At 55.1% G+C, this 15323-nt stretch carries 14 protein-coding genes and 1 pseudogene; 8 read left to right on the top strand and 7 right to left on the bottom strand.

Features of this window, described 5'->3' with window-relative positions; translation table 11 throughout:
• Positions 1–84: 84 nt before the first annotated feature.
• The 4 genes from NIM72_RS03980 to pabB all read right to left on the bottom strand — a co-directional run bounded on the left by NIM72_RS03980 (position 85) and on the right by pabB (position 5351).
• Positions 85–1647 (bottom strand): EAL domain-containing protein, encoded by a 1563-nt coding sequence (locus tag NIM72_RS03980; protein ID WP_161733055.1) that lies wholly within the window; start codon positions 1645–1647, stop codon positions 85–87.
• Positions 1648–1871: 224 nt separating this feature from the next.
• On the bottom strand, positions 1872–3236 hold the full coding sequence (locus NIM72_RS03975; RefSeq protein ID WP_161733053.1) for an L-serine ammonia-lyase: 1365 nt from the start codon (positions 3234–3236) through the stop codon (positions 1872–1874).
• A 188-nt stretch (positions 3237–3424) separates the two neighbouring features.
• Positions 3425–3988 carry a CoA pyrophosphatase gene (locus NIM72_RS03970; protein WP_253418845.1) on the bottom strand — a complete coding sequence of 188 codons (564 nt, stop codon included), beginning with the start codon at positions 3986–3988 and terminating at the stop codon, positions 3425–3427.
• Positions 3972–5351: an aminodeoxychorismate synthase component 1 gene (gene pabB, locus NIM72_RS03965; protein ID WP_222925385.1), complete on the bottom strand. Its 1380-nt coding sequence runs from the start codon at positions 5349–5351 to the stop codon at positions 3972–3974. The genes NIM72_RS03970 and pabB overlap by 17 nt, the downstream gene beginning before the upstream one ends.
• A 110-nt stretch (positions 5352–5461) precedes the next feature.
• Between pabB and NIM72_RS03960 the strand changes: the two genes are divergently transcribed.
• Positions 5462–5656: a YoaH family protein gene (locus NIM72_RS03960; protein ID WP_253418842.1), complete on the top strand. Its 195-nt coding sequence runs from the start codon at positions 5462–5464 to the stop codon at positions 5654–5656.
• Positions 5657–5668: 12 nt separating this feature from the next.
• Here NIM72_RS03960 and NIM72_RS03955 read toward each other — a convergent pair whose 3' ends face one another.
• Together NIM72_RS03955 and NIM72_RS03950 are read right to left on the bottom strand one after the other, a co-directional pair.
• Positions 5669–6013: a RidA family protein gene (locus NIM72_RS03955; RefSeq protein ID WP_253418827.1), complete on the bottom strand. Its 345-nt coding sequence runs from the start codon at positions 6011–6013 to the stop codon at positions 5669–5671.
• A gap of 67 nt (positions 6014–6080) precedes the next feature.
• Positions 6081–6440, bottom strand: coding sequence for a hypothetical protein (locus NIM72_RS03950; RefSeq protein ID WP_253418824.1), 360 nt, complete (start codon positions 6438–6440; stop codon positions 6081–6083).
• 341 nt (positions 6441–6781) lie between these two features.
• Here NIM72_RS03950 and NIM72_RS03945 point away from each other — a divergent pair, with 341 nt between their 5' ends.
• From NIM72_RS03945 to rnd, 7 genes and pseudogenes are all read left to right on the top strand, one after another.
• On the top strand, positions 6782–6949 hold the full coding sequence (locus NIM72_RS03945; RefSeq protein WP_202604891.1) for a hypothetical protein: 168 nt from the start codon (positions 6782–6784) through the stop codon (positions 6947–6949).
• 644 nt (positions 6950–7593) lie between these two features.
• Positions 7594–8331 (top strand): annotated as a pseudogene (locus NIM72_RS03940) (carbonic anhydrase).
• A gap of 249 nt (positions 8332–8580) precedes the next feature.
• Positions 8581–10497, top strand: coding sequence for an ATP-dependent DNA helicase (locus tag NIM72_RS03935; protein WP_253418821.1), 1917 nt, complete (start codon positions 8581–8583; stop codon positions 10495–10497).
• A 44-nt stretch (positions 10498–10541) separates the two neighbouring features.
• Complete coding sequence (gene tsaB, locus NIM72_RS03930; RefSeq protein ID WP_253418818.1) at positions 10542–11240, top strand: tRNA (adenosine(37)-N6)-threonylcarbamoyltransferase complex dimerization subunit type 1 TsaB; 699 nt, start codon at positions 10542–10544, stop codon at positions 11238–11240.
• Between the two features lie 60 nt (positions 11241–11300).
• The gene (locus tag NIM72_RS03925) at positions 11301–11897 is read left to right on the top strand and encodes a Slp family lipoprotein (protein ID WP_061062628.1); all 597 of its coding nucleotides are present in this window, start codon (positions 11301–11303) and stop codon (positions 11895–11897) included.
• Positions 11898–12103: 206 nt separating this feature from the next.
• Positions 12104–13780: a long-chain-fatty-acid--CoA ligase FadD gene (fadD, locus tag NIM72_RS03920; protein WP_161734044.1), complete on the top strand. Its 1677-nt coding sequence runs from the start codon at positions 12104–12106 to the stop codon at positions 13778–13780.
• A gap of 98 nt (positions 13781–13878) precedes the next feature.
• Positions 13879–15000 carry a ribonuclease D gene (gene rnd / locus NIM72_RS03915; RefSeq protein ID WP_161734042.1) on the top strand — a complete coding sequence of 374 codons (1122 nt, stop codon included), beginning with the start codon at positions 13879–13881 and terminating at the stop codon, positions 14998–15000.
• Between the two features lie 53 nt (positions 15001–15053).
• Here the strand turns inward: rnd and minE are convergent, their stop codons facing one another.
• Positions 15054–15323, bottom strand: a complete 270-nt coding sequence (gene minE / locus NIM72_RS03910) for a cell division topological specificity factor MinE (protein WP_008925314.1) — start codon at positions 15321–15323, stop codon at positions 15054–15056.

Below are 15323 nucleotides of genomic sequence, written 5' to 3'. Positions count from 1 at the left end.
TCTCTCTGACAGCCGCTGCTGAAACGCCGCGGCTGTTTTTTTGTGGGGAAGTCGTATAAGGGCGGAACGGCGCTGACGCGGCAGTTAACGGTGCGTATCAGCCTGATGCAGCGTCAGCCAGGCTGGAAAATCTTCCAGCGGCATCGGGCGGGCAAAATAGTAGCCCTGCAGATGATCCACACCGCGTTCGCGCAGATAAGCTGCCTGTTCAGCCGTCTCTACCCCTTCGGCGACCAGACTGATATTCAGGCGCTGGGCCAGCGAAATCACCATATCCGTTACCGTGGCGTTAATGGCATCCGTACCGATGGCCGCTGTGAAAATCTTGTCGATTTTGAGCACGTCTGGCTGTAAATCTTTCAGGTAGGAGAGCGAGCTGTGACCGGTGCCAAAGTCATCAATCGCCAGCCGGACGCCAATGTCGTGCAGTTGTGCAATCACCGACTGATCGACGACCGGCAGGGCATCCCGTTCAGTGAGTTCCACCACCAGTTGCGGCACCGGACTGGCAGGCCACCACAGGTTCTGCAAATCTTCCAGAATGGCGCGGTCGCGGAAATGACTGGCGGCCACATTGATGGCGATATGAAAGGCGGGATCATTGGGCAACTGAGGCAGATGCCTTACTACCTCGTTCAGCACAAAGCGCGTCAGCGGCTTGATCAGGTTCTGGCGCTCGGCCAGCGGAATAAAGACATCCGGTGCGATCCAGCCCTGTCGGGCGTTATGCCAGCGCAGCAGTAATTCTATCCCGTCACACCCGCCGCTTTTGCTGTTGATCAGCGGCTGACAATAGACCATAAACTCACGGGCCGTGATGCCATAACTGATTTGCCAGCTAAGGCTCATGCGATTTGCCGTCGCAAGCCAGATAATATAGCCCATCAGCAGGCTCAGCAGCAGCGCCAGCGGCAGCTGTGAGGGAAGTGTCGCCAGCGCCAGCCGTGTCGGCGAAGGGCCATAGAGGGTAAGGGTAAACGGGTAGCGCAGCGAGCCCTGCTCGTAGCTCACTTCGTCATCTGCCGGCACCGTTGGCTGTATCAGCGGATTGCCATATTCCAGGCTCTCACCATTGACGTTAAACACGGCGCGTTCCACCCAGGGCAGTTGGGGTTCCAGCAGATAATTGCTCATCATTTCAATGTTGATGACCTGCAATATTCCCGACCGGTTATCCAGACTTTTTGGCGTCCATAGCAGTAAGACCGGCGAGCCTTTCAGCAGATACTGGTCGGTTGACAGGGTCATACGCTGGCTGTTGAAGGCAAGGTCAGGATAAGTCTGGCTGAAAGGGATATTGCGCGAGCCGTAAATACTGGAGCAGTAAAGCATGTCGTTTTCGACCAGTAGAATGGCACGTACCGTCTGCAGTGATGAAATTTTTTCGACGAGCGGAAAACGCACGTCCTGACAGGGAACGCCTACCAGCCCCAGCGTATTATTGGCTGAAACCTCCAGCGGTGAAAACATCCTGTCAAACCGCATAATCGCTTTGTCGGCAAAAGCCATCGCCTGCTGTTCAATACGTGACTTCTCTTCGATATAGCGAAAGGCCAGCGTTAATATCAGCATTACGGTGGCGATTGACAGGGCGATCAGCAAACGCTTGCGCCTGAATTGTCCAACAAATTGCTGGGCCATAAACATCAGTATCCACCTTCCCAAAAAGCCAGAAAAAAGCAAAAAATACGGGGTTAGTATCGGCACGGCCAGATCAATATTGAGGCCGGAATGCAGAAAAGCGGGTCTGGAAAGCTGCGCAGACCGGACGGCTGCGCGGAAAACACTCTACCGTTTAAACCTGCGCTGAGATAGCGCAGGATGCGGATTTTATTACGTTTGCATGTTATTTAAACGATTAAACGTTTCGCTTAGTCACACTGAACTTTAATCGCCAGACCGCCACGGGAAGTTTCACGGTATTTCGCGTTCATATCCTTGCCGGTCTCATACATGGTCTCAATAACCTTATCCAGCGAGACGCGGGGTTCACTGGTGCGACGGAGTGCCATACGCGCCGCGTTAATGGCTTTTACCGAGGCGATAGCATTACGTTCAATGCAGGGAACCTGAACCTGACCGGCCACGGGGTCACAGGTCAGTCCAAGGTTATGCTCCATGCCGATTTCAGCGGCGACGCACACCTGCTCCGGGCTACCGCCCAGCAGCTCTGCCAGACCAGCGGCCGCCATCGAACAGGCGACACCCACTTCACCCTGGCAGCCCACTTCCGCGCCTGAAATAGAGGCGTTCATTTTGTACAGCACGCCTATAGCGCCAGAGGCGAGGAAATAGCGCAGGAAAATATCGGGCGTCACCGGCTCGATAAAGTGATCGTAGTAAGCCAGCACTGCAGGCACGATACCGCAGGCACCGTTCGTCGGCGCGGTCACCACACGGCCACCCGCGGCGTTCTCTTCGTTGACCGCCAGGGCATACATATTGATCCAGTCGATAACAATCATCGGATCGCTGGAGTGCTTGGTGGAGGAGGTCAGCAGGCGACGCAGGGAGGCGGCTCGACGGGGTACGCGCAGCGGTCCGGGCAACACGCCTTCAGTATTCAGACCGCGATCAATACAGGCCTGCATGGTCTGCCAGATGTGGGTGAAATAGGCATGAATCTCGTCGCGGCTATGCAGTGCCAGCTCATTTTTCATCACCAGACCCGACAGCGACAGACCGGTTTCGCGGCAGTGCGCCAGCAGATCTTTGGCGGAGTGGAACGGCCAGGGCACAGAGACTTCATCCAGTGCCGACTGACCGAAGTGCTCTTCATCCACAATAAATCCGCCGCCCACAGAGTAATAGGTTTTCGACAGGATCAGCAGGTCGCCCGCGAATGCCAGCAGGCGCAGGCCATTTTCATGCAATGAGAGGTTCTCACTGCGGAACACCATGCCGCCTTCACGCGGGAAATCGACTTCATGCGCGCCTTTCGCCAGCAGCAGTCGCTCACGCTGTTCGACATCTTTAATGAAAGCGGGGATCGCATCGATATCCACCGTGTCCGGCGATTCGCCCGCCAGACCCATAATAATGGCGATATCCGTGTGGTGGCCTTTACCGGTCAGAGACAGAGAACCGTAAACATCCACGGCGATCCGGGTGACCTCCTGCAGCTTTTCCTGTTCGCACAGCAAATCCACAAATTGTTTACCCGCTTTCATCGGGCCGACAGTATGCGAACTCGAGGGGCCAATGCCCACTTTGAACATGTCGAAAACACTAATCACAGGTGACACTCCTCACATTTATTCTCAGTCTGCCGGGGCAGTTTATGGCGCCCATAGTAATGGTCATGCACCGGAAAAGAGCAGCTTTTCGCATGAAATAAACTTATCAAAACAGATAGAAAAAATTATAGCGCAGCCCGGCAGGTCGCTGATGGGCTGGAAGGGAATAAAAAAGAGGAAGAAAGGTCTCAGAAGGCGATCTGCGTACTCAGTGAACGGATAATTCCTGCTGTCATGCCCCACACCAGATAATCCTGATAGCGCGACAGCCAGACCGGATGGCGTACACCCGCCCGATGCACCTCCAGCGCGCTGTAGCGGCTGAGCTGCAAAGCCTCGGCCAGTGGCATCTCGAAGGCACTGCTCACCTCATCCGGATTAATCGTTAAGCGCAGGTCGGCCGGAATAATGCCCAGCACGGGTGTCACCTGAAAGCCGGTGCTGCTGGTGACAGCGGGCAGCGCGCCTAATATCTCGACCTGATGTGGATCGATACCGACCTCTTCCTGCGCTTCACGCAGGGCGGTGGCGATCAGCGAGGCGTCGGTGTCATCCTGCATCCCGCCGGGAAAGGCGACCTGTCCGGCGTGTTTGCGCAGGGCGTGCGAGCGCTGCGTCAACAAAAGCCCCGGTTCATGGCGGGCTGTAATCGGCACCAGCACCGCGGCATGACGTCCGGAGAGATGCTGCGTGCTGCGGGCCGGCTGCTGAAGCAGAAAACGGCTGCGAAAAACCTCAAGCGTCAGTGCCAACTGAACCTCCTGTCTGTTCCAGTGCCGGTAAAATCCGGCTGACTTTATCGAGCGTTTCCTGATATTCCGCTTCAGCATCGCTGTCTGCTACCAGGCCGCCACCCGCGGCACAGTAAAGCTGTTGGCCTTCGGCGATCAGCGTGCGGATCGTGATACTGGTGTCCATCCGGCCACACAGGCTGAGATAGCCGATACTGCCGCACCAGGCATTGCGCCGCTGCGGCTCCAGCTCATCAATAATCTCCATCGCCCGAATTTTGGGCGCACCGGTTATCGAGCCGCCCGGAAAACAGGCGCGCAGCAGATCGGTGGCCTGCAGGGTGTCAGGCAACTGTGCGCGCACCGTGCTCACCAGATGATGGACGGCGGGGAAGGGTTCAACCACAAACAGTTCAGGCACCGTGACCGAGCCGGGCTGCGCCACGCGGCCAATATCGTTGCGCAGCAAATCGACAATCATCAGGTTTTCAGCCCGATCTTTCTCCGCATGGCGCAGTGCCTCAGCCTGTTGCGCATCGGCAATCGGATCGGCACAGCGTGGCCGGGTACCTTTAATCGGTCGGGTTTCAATCTGGTTTTGATTCAGCGACAGAAAGCGCTCCGGCGACAGGCTGAGAATCGCACTTTCCGGCAGGCGCAGAAACGCGCTGAACGGCGCCCGGTTAGCCGCGTTAAGCAGAGTAAACGCCTGCCACTCATCACCCTGATAACCGGCCTGAAAACGCTGCGCCAGGTTAACCTGATAACAGTCACCGGCCTGAATATAGGCCTGAACCGCGGCAAAGCGTGCGGCGTAATCGGCATAGCTCAGATTGGAGCGCCAGCGGCTGGTCAGTGAAAAGGGCACGATTTCACGCGCGGGCCACTGCGCCAGCCAGGCGGCGCGCGCTTCAGCGTTCTTCAGCGCCACCAGCGTCAGGGTTTGCTGATGATGATCGGCAATCAAGGCCCAGTCATAGATCCCCACCGCCATGTCCGGCGTGGTGAGATCGGCTGTGGCTTTTTGGGGCAGTGACTCAAACCGGCGGCCCAGGTCATAACCAAACAGGCCCAGCGCACCGCCCTGAAACGGCAAAGCCTCACTGGCTGTGGGTCTGATGCCCAGCGCATCACACTGCTGCTGCACCAGCAGCAAGGGATCCGCGGTCGATTCGGTGGTGCCGGTCGTGTCGCTGATGGTCGTGATCGGCCCGCGGGTCACCAGGGTGACGCGGGGATCGGCGGTCAGAATGTCGAAGCGGTTGTCGCTGTGGCTGGCCTGCGCGGAGGAGAGCAGCATCGCCCACGGCAGATGGGCAAGGGTGGCAAAACGCTGTGTCAGCGCATCCGGGGTATAATCAAGCGTGAGGGTTTCAACAATCATCAGGCAGACAAATCAGAAAGCAAAGAGGCGGTCAGACTGACATATTTTTTCCCGACTGGCACCTGTTAGTTCCGCATGGGATACTGTCTGCCCCAACGCAGGAGTAGAACATGTTTATTGGATTACCGGCTCTCTCACATGAGCAGCAACAGCAGGCCGTCGAACGTATTCAGGAGTTGATGGCGGGTGGTTTATCGAGCGGTGAAGCGATCGCCCAGGTGGCGCAGGAAATCCGTCAGAATCACAAGGGCGAACAGATTCGGGCGTTATTCGACGACGAAGATGAAGAAAACGAAGAGGAATAACACCCGACATCGTTAACGTGCAGCGATAATTTTAATTTCGATTTTGTACTTTGGATTCAGCAGGCCGGCCTGAACGGTGCAACGCACCGGCGCATTACCCGGTGAGATCCAGGCGTCCCAGGCCCGGTTCATGGCGGGGAAATCGGCTTTATCCACCAGAAACAGCGTCGCATCCAGGATCTTACTTTTATCACTGCCGAGGCGAATCAGGATCGCGTCAATGACCGCCAGCGCATTGGCGGTCTGCGCTTCTGCGTCGGCATCCAGATTCTCAGGCACACTGGTGTAATAGATGGTGTCGTTGTGGATCACAGCTTCGGACATACGATGTTCCGGGTCAATGCGGGTAATACTCATCGGTTTCTCCCTGGTTAAGTGCGCATTAGCCTGGCACACTCCCGACATCGCTGTCACGCCTTACGCCTTACAGGCAGCGTTGCACAATCGCCTGTCTGTCCGCTATTACCTGAGGAGCCATCCGGAAGGTCGTGAAATATTTTACCTCTGCCCCTTTTCTGTGGGGAGAGATATCCGCAAAAATCGAATCTTCCCAGGTAAAGACGCTGATCCCGTTGCCGTTCGGCTGGGTGTGGGTGGTGTTATCTCTGGCAATAACGCTGGTGGTTGACCAGCCACGATAAATACAGTCGCTGAGCTGAGGGACGGTACGGGTGCTTTGACCCTGAAAAACGGGTGGCTGCATACGAGCCTGATCAGAAGTGGGAGCCTGGCAGCCGCAAAGCAGCAGCACGCCAGCCAGAGAGCCGATGCGGTAATAGTTCATAACATGCCTCCGCCTGAGTCAGGCAGTCGGGTTAAGGCCATCTGCATAACATCGCCTGAACGACAATGTTAAGCCAGTCTCAGCACGTCAGCTTACGGGTGCCACATCCCAACAGTAAGCTGATTTAATCATTATAAGCCGGGCCTTTGTTTCCTCGCTGCGTTCCTCTGCATTTGATAACTGCATCACACTGTCGGGCTGGCAGCTTTCAGGGTGGAGGGCGATTGCCGCTCCTGCTGCCAGCCCTGACAGGCGGGCAACGGGACAGAATTCAGGACAGTGCCGGCTTAAAAATGTTATAAATCAGCCGTGAAATCGCGCCACTGGATGAGGATGAGAGCATGGCGAATACGCAGTATCTTTTTTGGGTTATGGCTGGCGCACTGACGCTGCTGTTTATTGTTATCGCGGCGTTTGTGGGTTTATCCAAAGGCACTAAGCCAGGCGTGATCACCTTTGCGGTGCTGTTTATCATCATGCTGGCGGGCGCGCTCTACATACGCCATTAGCGCCATGCGGTGAGTTCATTTTCAGTCTATTACAGCAATTTTACGCCTGGCTCACACTTCAGGCGGAAAATATGCGGCCGGTGGTGACAGTTAACTATGCTCAGTTGAAATAGCAGCACTGCTATTTATCACCGGAGGTAATTATGTCTGAACGTCCTGATTATGATGAACCGTTGCCAGATGATGCTGAGATCTATCCGGAAGATGAAGAAGAGGATGAGGAGGACGATCCGTTAGAAAAGGATGTTTAACCGTCTCAAAGGGATAGTTGTCGAGGTGCCTTTCTTCTGATTCAGGCTTACACCGCAAAACCGCCAGTCGTGCAGTTTTGCGGTTTCTCACTTCTGTAGCCTGCACCGATTCACCTCTTTCTGTGCTGTTTTCTCTCTGAGCCTGCCGACCCATTTTTTCTTCAGGTTTGTTGCTGAGTCGATTTCCTGAAGCAGGAAGTCCATATTAATGATCGTAAAAATCGTTATTTGAAATAAAAAATCTACAAGTAATATTTATTAAATTAACATCGATAGAAATTATCGACTCATTATTCATTCCTGTTTTAATTAACCGCATTTTGTCATCTTGCTGACGCAAAGCTGAGAGGAATAGTATTCCAGCCGCACATTAGCTTATTAAGCAGGGATAAAATGAAACAACTAAAAATGTTAAGTCTGGTTATAGCGATTTCGTCTATCAGCGCAGCAGGTGCCGCGGAGCCGCACTGGACCTATGAAGGCAAAGCCGGTCCGGCGCACTGGAGTGAACTGACCAGCGACTTCCATATGTGTCACGAAGGCAAGTCACAGTCGCCCATTAATATTACAAATCCGATCGAGGGACATTTACAGCCACTTGATCTGGCTTACCACACATCCGCTGAGAAGGTGATTAACAACGGTCACACCATTCAGGTAACGGTTGATGAGGAAGATGACTTTGTGCTGGATGGTGAAAAATTCACACTGCGTCAGTATCATTTTCATACACCGAGTGAAAACCAGATTAACTGAGAAACTTTTCCGCTTGAAGCCCACTTTGTTCACAGCAAAGAGGATGGCGATCTCGCCGTGGTCGCGGTGATGTTTAAGGTTGGTAAAGAGAATCCGGCACTGGTGCCCTTAATTGACGCAATGCCGAAAGAGGAAAACAAACAGGTAAACATTAACCGGCAGGTAGATTTGCGCGCACTCTTTCCCAGAGACCTGCACTACTATCGCTTCAGTGGTTCACTTACGACGCCACCCTGCAGCGAAGGTATTCGCTGGCTGGTGCTGAAAGAGCCGGTTACGCTCTCTCAGGCGCAGCTCGACGCCTTTAAACAGGCACTGAAAACCACCAATAATCGTCCGCTGCAGCATCTTAATGGCCGGATGATTGTGCAGTAATAACGGTTTTTAACGCTTCTTCTGCCTGTGCAATTGACTGATATGTCATCAGGCATATCGGCAACGCGACGGTTTTTTTTCAGGCGGCTTCGGGCCGCCTTTTCTGTGCCTGTCAGCTGTAAATCGGGCTGATATAAGAGGGTGTTGGTATCGGCATGAGAATTATAAGTTTTTGATATTTTTCGATTTTGCTTTGTTAATCCAATACTGACATAATTACAGTGTTTTTGCCGTTTTTAGTGAGGGTATGTGGCAGACGATTTTGCAGTGGATGGCGCGCTGGCGCTGGCGATCGCAGGCTTTAAGCCGCGTGAAGCACAACGTGAGATGGCGCAGGCGGTATCTGAAGCCGTAAAACAGCAGGGTGAACTGGTGGTCGAAGCCGGAACCGGCACCGGTAAAACCTATGCTTACCTGGCACCCGCTTTACGGGCTGGTAAAAAAGTGATTGTCTCCACTGGATCCAAAGCGCTGCAGGATCAGCTCTATGGCCGTGATCTGCCTACGATGATCAAGGCGCTGGATTTCAAAGGTAAAACGGCCTTGCTGAAAGGGCGCTCCAACTACCTTTGCCTGGAACGCATGGAACAGCAATCGATGGCGGGCGGCGATCTCACCGCGCAGGGGCTGACCGATCTGGTGACGCTACGCAGCTGGTCATCGCAGACGGAAGATGGCGACATCAGCAGCTGTGCGGGCGTCACCGAAGACAGTCCGGTCTGGCCGCTGGTGACCAGCACCAACGATAACTGCCTCGGCACCGACTGCCCGCGCTATAAAGAGTGCTTCGTGGTCAAAGCGCGTAAGCGCGCCATGGACGCCGATGTGGTCGTCGTTAACCACCATCTCTTTCTTGCCGACCTGGTGGTGAAAGAGGGCGGCTTCGGCGAACTTATTCCCGAAGCGGATGTGATGATCTTCGACGAAGCTCATCAGTTGCCTGACATCGCCAGTCAGTATTTTGGTCAACAGCTTTCCAGCCGTCAGTTACTCGATCTCGCCAAAGATATCATTACCGCCTACCGCACCGAAGTTCGCGATGCCCAGCAGCTGCAGAAATCCGCTGACCGCCTGGCGCAATGCGCGCAGGATTTCCGCCTGTCACTGGGCGATCCCGGCTATCGCGGAAATCTGCGCGAGCTGCTGAGCGATAATCAGATTCTGCGTATGTTCACCCTGCTGGATGATGCACTGGAGCTCTGCTATGACGTCATCAAACTCTCGCTGGGTCGCTCAGCTCTGCTGGATGCCGCCTTTGAGCGCGCCGCGCTCTACCGTACCCGGTTAAAACGGTTACGGGCGATTAACGAGCCGGGCTACAGCTACTGGTATGAATGCACTTCCCGCCACTTTATCCTGGCGCTCACGCCGCTCTCGGTAGCGGAACGCTTCCGTGAGGTGATGGATAACCGCAAGGCCGCATGGATTTTCACCTCGGCCACCCTGGCGGTAGATGAGAAAATGGCCCACTTTGCCGAACGGCTGGGTGTCAATGCGGCAAAGAGCCTGATCCTGAACAGTCCGTTTGACTTTGCGAAGCAGGCTTTGCTCTGTGTACCACGCAATCTCCCGGAACCTAACCGTCCCGGTGGCGCGCGCCAGCTGGCCGCAATGATGAAACCGTTGATCGATGCGAATAAAGGCCGCTGTTTCTTCCTCTGTACTTCGCATCTGATGATGCGAGAGCTGGCCGCAGAGTTTCGCGCCTCGATGACACTGCCGGTGCTGGTGCAGGGTGAAACCAGCAAAGGTCAGTTACTGAAGCAGTTTATCGAGAAGGGTAATGCTCTGCTGGTGGCGACCAGCAGCTTCTGGGAAGGCGTGGATGTGCGGGGTGATGCGCTGTCCCTGGTGATCATCGACAAACTACCGTTCACCTCACCGGAAGATCCGCTGCTAAAAGCCCGAATGGAAGATTGCCGGATTCGCGGCGGCGATCCCTTTGCGGATGTGCAGTTGCCGGATGCGGTGATTACCCTGAAGCAGGGTGTAGGCCGTCTGATCCGTGATACGGACGATCGTGGTGTGCTGGTCATTTGCGATCAGCGTCTGGTCTCACGGCCTTATGGCGCACTGTTTCTTAACAGCCTGCCGCCGACGCCGCGCACCCGCGACATTGCTCAGGCCATCGCCTTTATCCGCCAGCAACCCGAACCAGACGCGTAATTTTATGCTAAGATGCGCGCCGTTTTCTTTCTTCTGAGGTAGTCATGTCAGCCCGAATTTTAGCGCTGGATACGGCGACAGAAGCCTGTTCAGCCGCCTTGCTGAATCAGCAACAGATTGATGCCCGATTCGAGATTGCTCCGCGCGATCATACGCAGCGTATTCTGCCGCTGGTCGAGGAACTGCTGCTGGCGCAGCAATTGGAACTGACCGAACTGGACGCGCTCGCCTTTGGCCGGGGTCCTGGCAGTTTTACCGGCGTGCGGATCGGTATTGGTATTGCTCAGGGCCTGGCACTGGGCGCATCACTGCCGATGATCGCCGTTTCCACCCTGGCGATGCTGGCGGAAGGGGCCTGGCGTCTGCACGGTGCAACCCGGGTGTTAACCGCTATCGATGCGCGAATGGGCGAGGTTTACTGGGCCGAATATCAGCGTGATGAGCAGGGTGTCTGGCAGGGTGAAGCCAGCGAATGCGTGCTGTCCCCTGAGGCAGCACTCACCCGGATGCAGGCGCTCTCTGGCGACTGGATGACCGCCGGCACCGGCTGGCAGGCCTATCCTGCCCTGCAGCAGGGACACGATCTGACCCTGAACACCAGCGACGTTACTTTGCCTGCCGCACAGGATATGCTGCCACTGGCGATGCTTGCGCTGGCGCAGGGGAATACGTTGCTGCCGGAGACGGCGGAGCCGACGTATCTGCGTAATGAAGTCGCCTGGAAAAAATTACCTGGCCGGTAAAATACACGCAACTTATTGTTATGCATCCAGTCTAACGCTTTACCTAACGGGAGAACGTCTATGTCGTCAATGTGTGGTAAAGGGCTTTCAGGTCTGCTGCTGACCTGTGTGCTGGCGTTAACCGGTTGTGTCTCCATTCCTGACACACTGCAGGGCAGCTCACCTCAGCCACAGCAGGATCTGTTGCGGGTGATGAGCGATCCTTCGCTCTTTGTCGGGCAGGAATCGCGCTTTGGCGGCAAGGTAGTGAATGTCACTAACCTGAACGGCAAAACCCGGCTTGAGATTGCGGCACAACCGCTGGATGAGAGCGCCAGACCGCGTCTGGGGGCGGCCTCGGTTGGCCGGATTTATGCAGACATTCACGGCTTTGTTGATCCGGTGGATGTCAGAAACCAGTACGTTACCGTGCTGGGTACGCTGAAGGGCACGGAGCAGGGTAAAATTGGTGAGGCCGATTACAAATTTGTGGTCATTGATGTGCGCGGTTATCAGCGCTGGCGCATTGCCCAGCAGGTAACCGCACCGCCACAGCCAATGGATCCCTGGATCTGGTATGGTCCGACCCGTCATCGCGGCGGATACTGGGGACCTAATCCCTACTGGGGAATGGTCAACACCGGACCCTCAGAGGTGCAGACCATCCTGACCGAATAAGTGTAAACATGATTTATCCAGCCCGGTCGCGGCGCTCGCTACCGGGCTTTTTATTGGCCTGTTTTCCCGGCACGAAATTTAGTGATGCACTTCGCAACCTCAACATGCCGAAACAGGCAAACTGGTACAATCAGTTAAAATATTGTTAACAAACCAGATTGGCTGAGGCAGCGATGGAAATACAACATAATTATCGGGGTGGATCCTTGAATAAGGTTTGGCTGAAACGCTACCCGGCAGATGTACCTGCCGAAATAAGTGCAGATCGTTACACCTCGCTGGTGGATCTTTTTGAGCAGGCAGTAAAACGCTACGCCGATCAACCCGCATTTCTGAACATGGGTCAGAAGATGAGTTACCGTCAGCTGGAAGAGAAGAGCCGTGCCTTTGCTGCTTATCTCCAGCATCAGCTGGGCCTGAAAGCAGGTGATCGGGTGGCGCTGATGATGCCTAACTTACTGCAGTATCCGGTGGCCCTGTTTGGTGTACTGCGTGCCGGTATGGTCGTGGTCAATGTGAATCCGCTCTACACGCCGCGTGAGCTGAAGCATCAGCTCAATGACAGTGGTGCCAGCGCCATCGTTATTGTCTCAAATTTTGCGCATACCCTGGAAAAAGTGGTGGCTGAAACCGCTGTGCGGCATGTCATCCTGACCCGGATGGGCGATCAGCTGGCACCGATAAAAGCCACACTGGTTAATTTTGTCGTCAAGTATGTGAAGAAGCTGGTGCCCAAATACCATTTACCCGGCGCCATTTCGTTTCGTCAGGTGCTGGAAGTGGGTGCCACGCTCAATTATCAGCGACCGACTGTCTCGAATGACGATCTTGCCTTCCTGCAATACACCGGCGGCACCACCGGCGTGGCGAAAGGGGCAATGCTGACCCATCGCAACATGCAGGCGAATCTGGAGCAGACCCGTGCGACATACGGTAAGGTACTGCGTGACGGAAAAGAATTTGTTGTCACCGCGCTGCCGCTTTACCACATCTTCGCTTTAACCGTGAATGGCCTGCTGTTCCTGGAGCTGGGCGGTCAGAATCTGTTAATCACTAATCCCCGCGATATTCCCGGCTTCGTTAAAGAGCTGGGTAAAGTTCCGTTTACCGCGATTACCGGCGTGAACACGCTGTTTAATGCGCTGCTGAACGATGAGCAGTTCAATAAACTCGATTTTTCAACGCTGCGTCTCTCTGCGGGTGGCGGAATGGCAGTGCAGAAAGTGGTGGCTGAGCGCTGGGAAAAGCTCACCGGACACTATCTGCTGGAAGGCTACGGCCTGACCGAATGTTCGCCGCTGGTATCCGTCAATCCGTATGACATCAGCTGCCATACGGGCAGTATCGGCCTGCCGGTTCCTTCGACCGACGTACGCATTCTCGATGATGCCGGAAACGAAGTAGTGCCGGGGGAGCCGGGCGAGCTCTGTATCAGCGGTCCGCAGGTGATGCTGGGCTATTGGCAGCATCCGGAAGCAACAGCGGAAGTGCTGAAAAATGGCTGGCTCCACAGCGGTGATATTGTTACCGTTGACCAGGAAGGGTTCATTCGCATCGTTGACCGCAAAAAAGATATGATTCTGGTCTCCGGTTTTAATGTCTATCCGAATGAGATCGAAGATGTACTGATGCAGCACCCGAAAGTGCGTGAAGCCGCGGCAATTGGCGTGCCCAGCGACCTGTCAGGCGAAGCAGTAAAAGTCTGCATCGTGAAAAAAGAGGCGTCGCTGACCAAAGAAGAGGTGCTCGATCACTGTCGCCGCCAGCTGACCGGGTACAAGGTGCCAAAAATCATTGAGTTTCGTGATGAGTTACCGAAAACCAACGTCGGAAAGATCCTGCGACGTGAGCTGCGCGACGAGGCGAAGCCCGGCGCGAACTGAATCTGTATAAGAATTGAGGTTGAACGCCGGCATGTCCGGCGTTTTTATTGTTTTTAACATGGAGCGCCGCGCGTTGTTGGCTGCGGTGGAAATCAGACGTGAATTATTCCCTTATCGACCAGGATGAACAACTGGCTGACGTGTGTCAGAAAGCCCGCCAGCATACAGCGGTGGCACTGGACACCGAATTTGTCCGCACCCGCACCTACTACCCTCAGCTTGGCCTGATCCAGCTGTTCGACGATCACCAGCTGGTGCTGATTGACCCGCTGAATATCCGTGACTGGTCACCCTTTATTGCGCTGCTGACCGACACCCGCGTGACTAAATTTCTGCATGCCGGAGGGGAAGATCTGGAAGTCTTCCTGCACCGTTTCGGCGTGCTGCCGACGCCTATGATTGACACTCAGATTCTGGCAGCCTTCTCCGGCCAGCCACTTTCCTGGGGCTTTGCTTCCATGGTGGCGCATTTTACCCAGGTCGAGCTGGATAAAAGTGAATCCCGTACCGACTGGCTGGCGCGCCCTCTGACCCAGCGTCAGTGCGAGTATGCGGCGGCGGACGTTCACTATCTGCTGCCGATTGCCCGTCAGTTGATGATCAACACGGAAGAGGCTGGCAACATGGCGGCGGCACTCAGTGAGTGCGATAACCTCTGTCAGCGCCGTCTCGACAGCGTGGCACCGGATGAAGCCTGGCGGGATATCACCAATGCCTGGCAACTGCGTCCGCGTCAGCTGGCGGCACTGCAGCGGCTGGCGGCCTGGCGTCTGAAACTGGCGCGTGAAAAAGATATGGCGGTGAATTTTGTGGTGCGCGAAGAGCATCTGTGGAAAGTGGCGCGCTTTATGCCTGGCTCTCTGGGGGAGCTGGATCATCTGGGGCTGTCAGGCCACGAAATCCGTTTCCACGGCAAAACGCTGGTGGCGCTGGTGGCCGAAGCGGAGGCGCTTGACGAGAATGAACTGCCGGCACCGCTGGGCAATCTGATCGACCATCCGCACTATAAGCAGGTGTTTAAGGCGATGAAGGCGCTGGTGCAGCAGGTCAGTGAGCAGAGCGGATTCAGTCAGGAGTTACTGGCGTCACGACGTCAGATTAATCAGGTATTAAGTCAGCACTGGGGCCTGAAGCCACAGGGACGTCAGCCGGAATTACTCACCGGATGGCGGGGCGAACTGCTGAAACCCGGCATTGAGGAGATTCTTGCGGGTTGTTAACCGGTTAAACTTCCCCTGCCACTGCGCAGGGGAAATTCAGGAAACGGTCAGCGTCATTTAGTCACTTCATCCGTTTCTGGCAGCGTGACGTTCAGCTCCAGAATCGAGATGTCATCACCTTTCTGATCGAGCTGTACCGTGACCATTTCCGGATCGATCTTCACATATCTGCAAATCACTTCCAGAATGTCGCGCTTAAGTTGCGGAAGATAGTGGGGCTCACTGTCGCCCCTTCTCCGTTCTGCCACGATAATCTGCAGCCGTTCCTTGGCTATGTTGGCAGTGTTCTTCTTCCGGGATAAAAAGAAATCAAGTAATGCCAT

The organism is Pantoea sp. B550 (genome assembly GCF_024158165.1).
GTDB lineage: Bacteria > Pseudomonadota > Gammaproteobacteria > Enterobacterales > Enterobacteriaceae > Pantoea > Pantoea alfalfae.
Note: the sequence above shows the minus strand (reverse complement) of the source record. Positions and strands in the feature narration are given on the sequence as shown.

What these genes read in the sequence shown, in the direction of transcription:
- NIM72_RS03980 (WP_161733055.1), bottom strand. Translation starts at nt 1,647, where the DNA reads ATGTTTATGGCCCAGCAATTTGTTGGACAATTCAGGCGCAAGCGTTTG.
- pabB (WP_222925385.1), bottom strand. Translation starts at nt 5,351, where the DNA reads ATGATTGTTGAAACCCTCACGCTTGATTATACCCCGGATGCGCTGACA.
- NIM72_RS03960 (WP_253418842.1), top strand. Translation starts at nt 5,462, where the DNA reads ATGTTTATTGGATTACCGGCTCTCTCACATGAGCAGCAACAGCAGGCC.
- NIM72_RS03955 (WP_253418827.1), bottom strand. Translation starts at nt 6,013, where the DNA reads ATGAGTATTACCCGCATTGACCCGGAACATCGTATGTCCGAAGCTGTG.
- NIM72_RS03950 (WP_253418824.1), bottom strand. Translation starts at nt 6,440, where the DNA reads ATGAACTATTACCGCATCGGCTCTCTGGCTGGCGTGCTGCTGCTTTGC.
- NIM72_RS03945 (WP_202604891.1), top strand. Translation starts at nt 6,782, where the DNA reads ATGGCGAATACGCAGTATCTTTTTTGGGTTATGGCTGGCGCACTGACG.
- tsaB (WP_253418818.1), top strand. Translation starts at nt 10,542, where the DNA reads ATGTCAGCCCGAATTTTAGCGCTGGATACGGCGACAGAAGCCTGTTCA.
- NIM72_RS03925 (WP_061062628.1), top strand. Translation starts at nt 11,301, where the DNA reads ATGTCGTCAATGTGTGGTAAAGGGCTTTCAGGTCTGCTGCTGACCTGT.
- minE (WP_008925314.1), bottom strand. Translation starts at nt 15,323, where the DNA reads ATGGCATTACTTGATTTCTTTTTATCCCGGAAGAAGAACACTGCCAAC.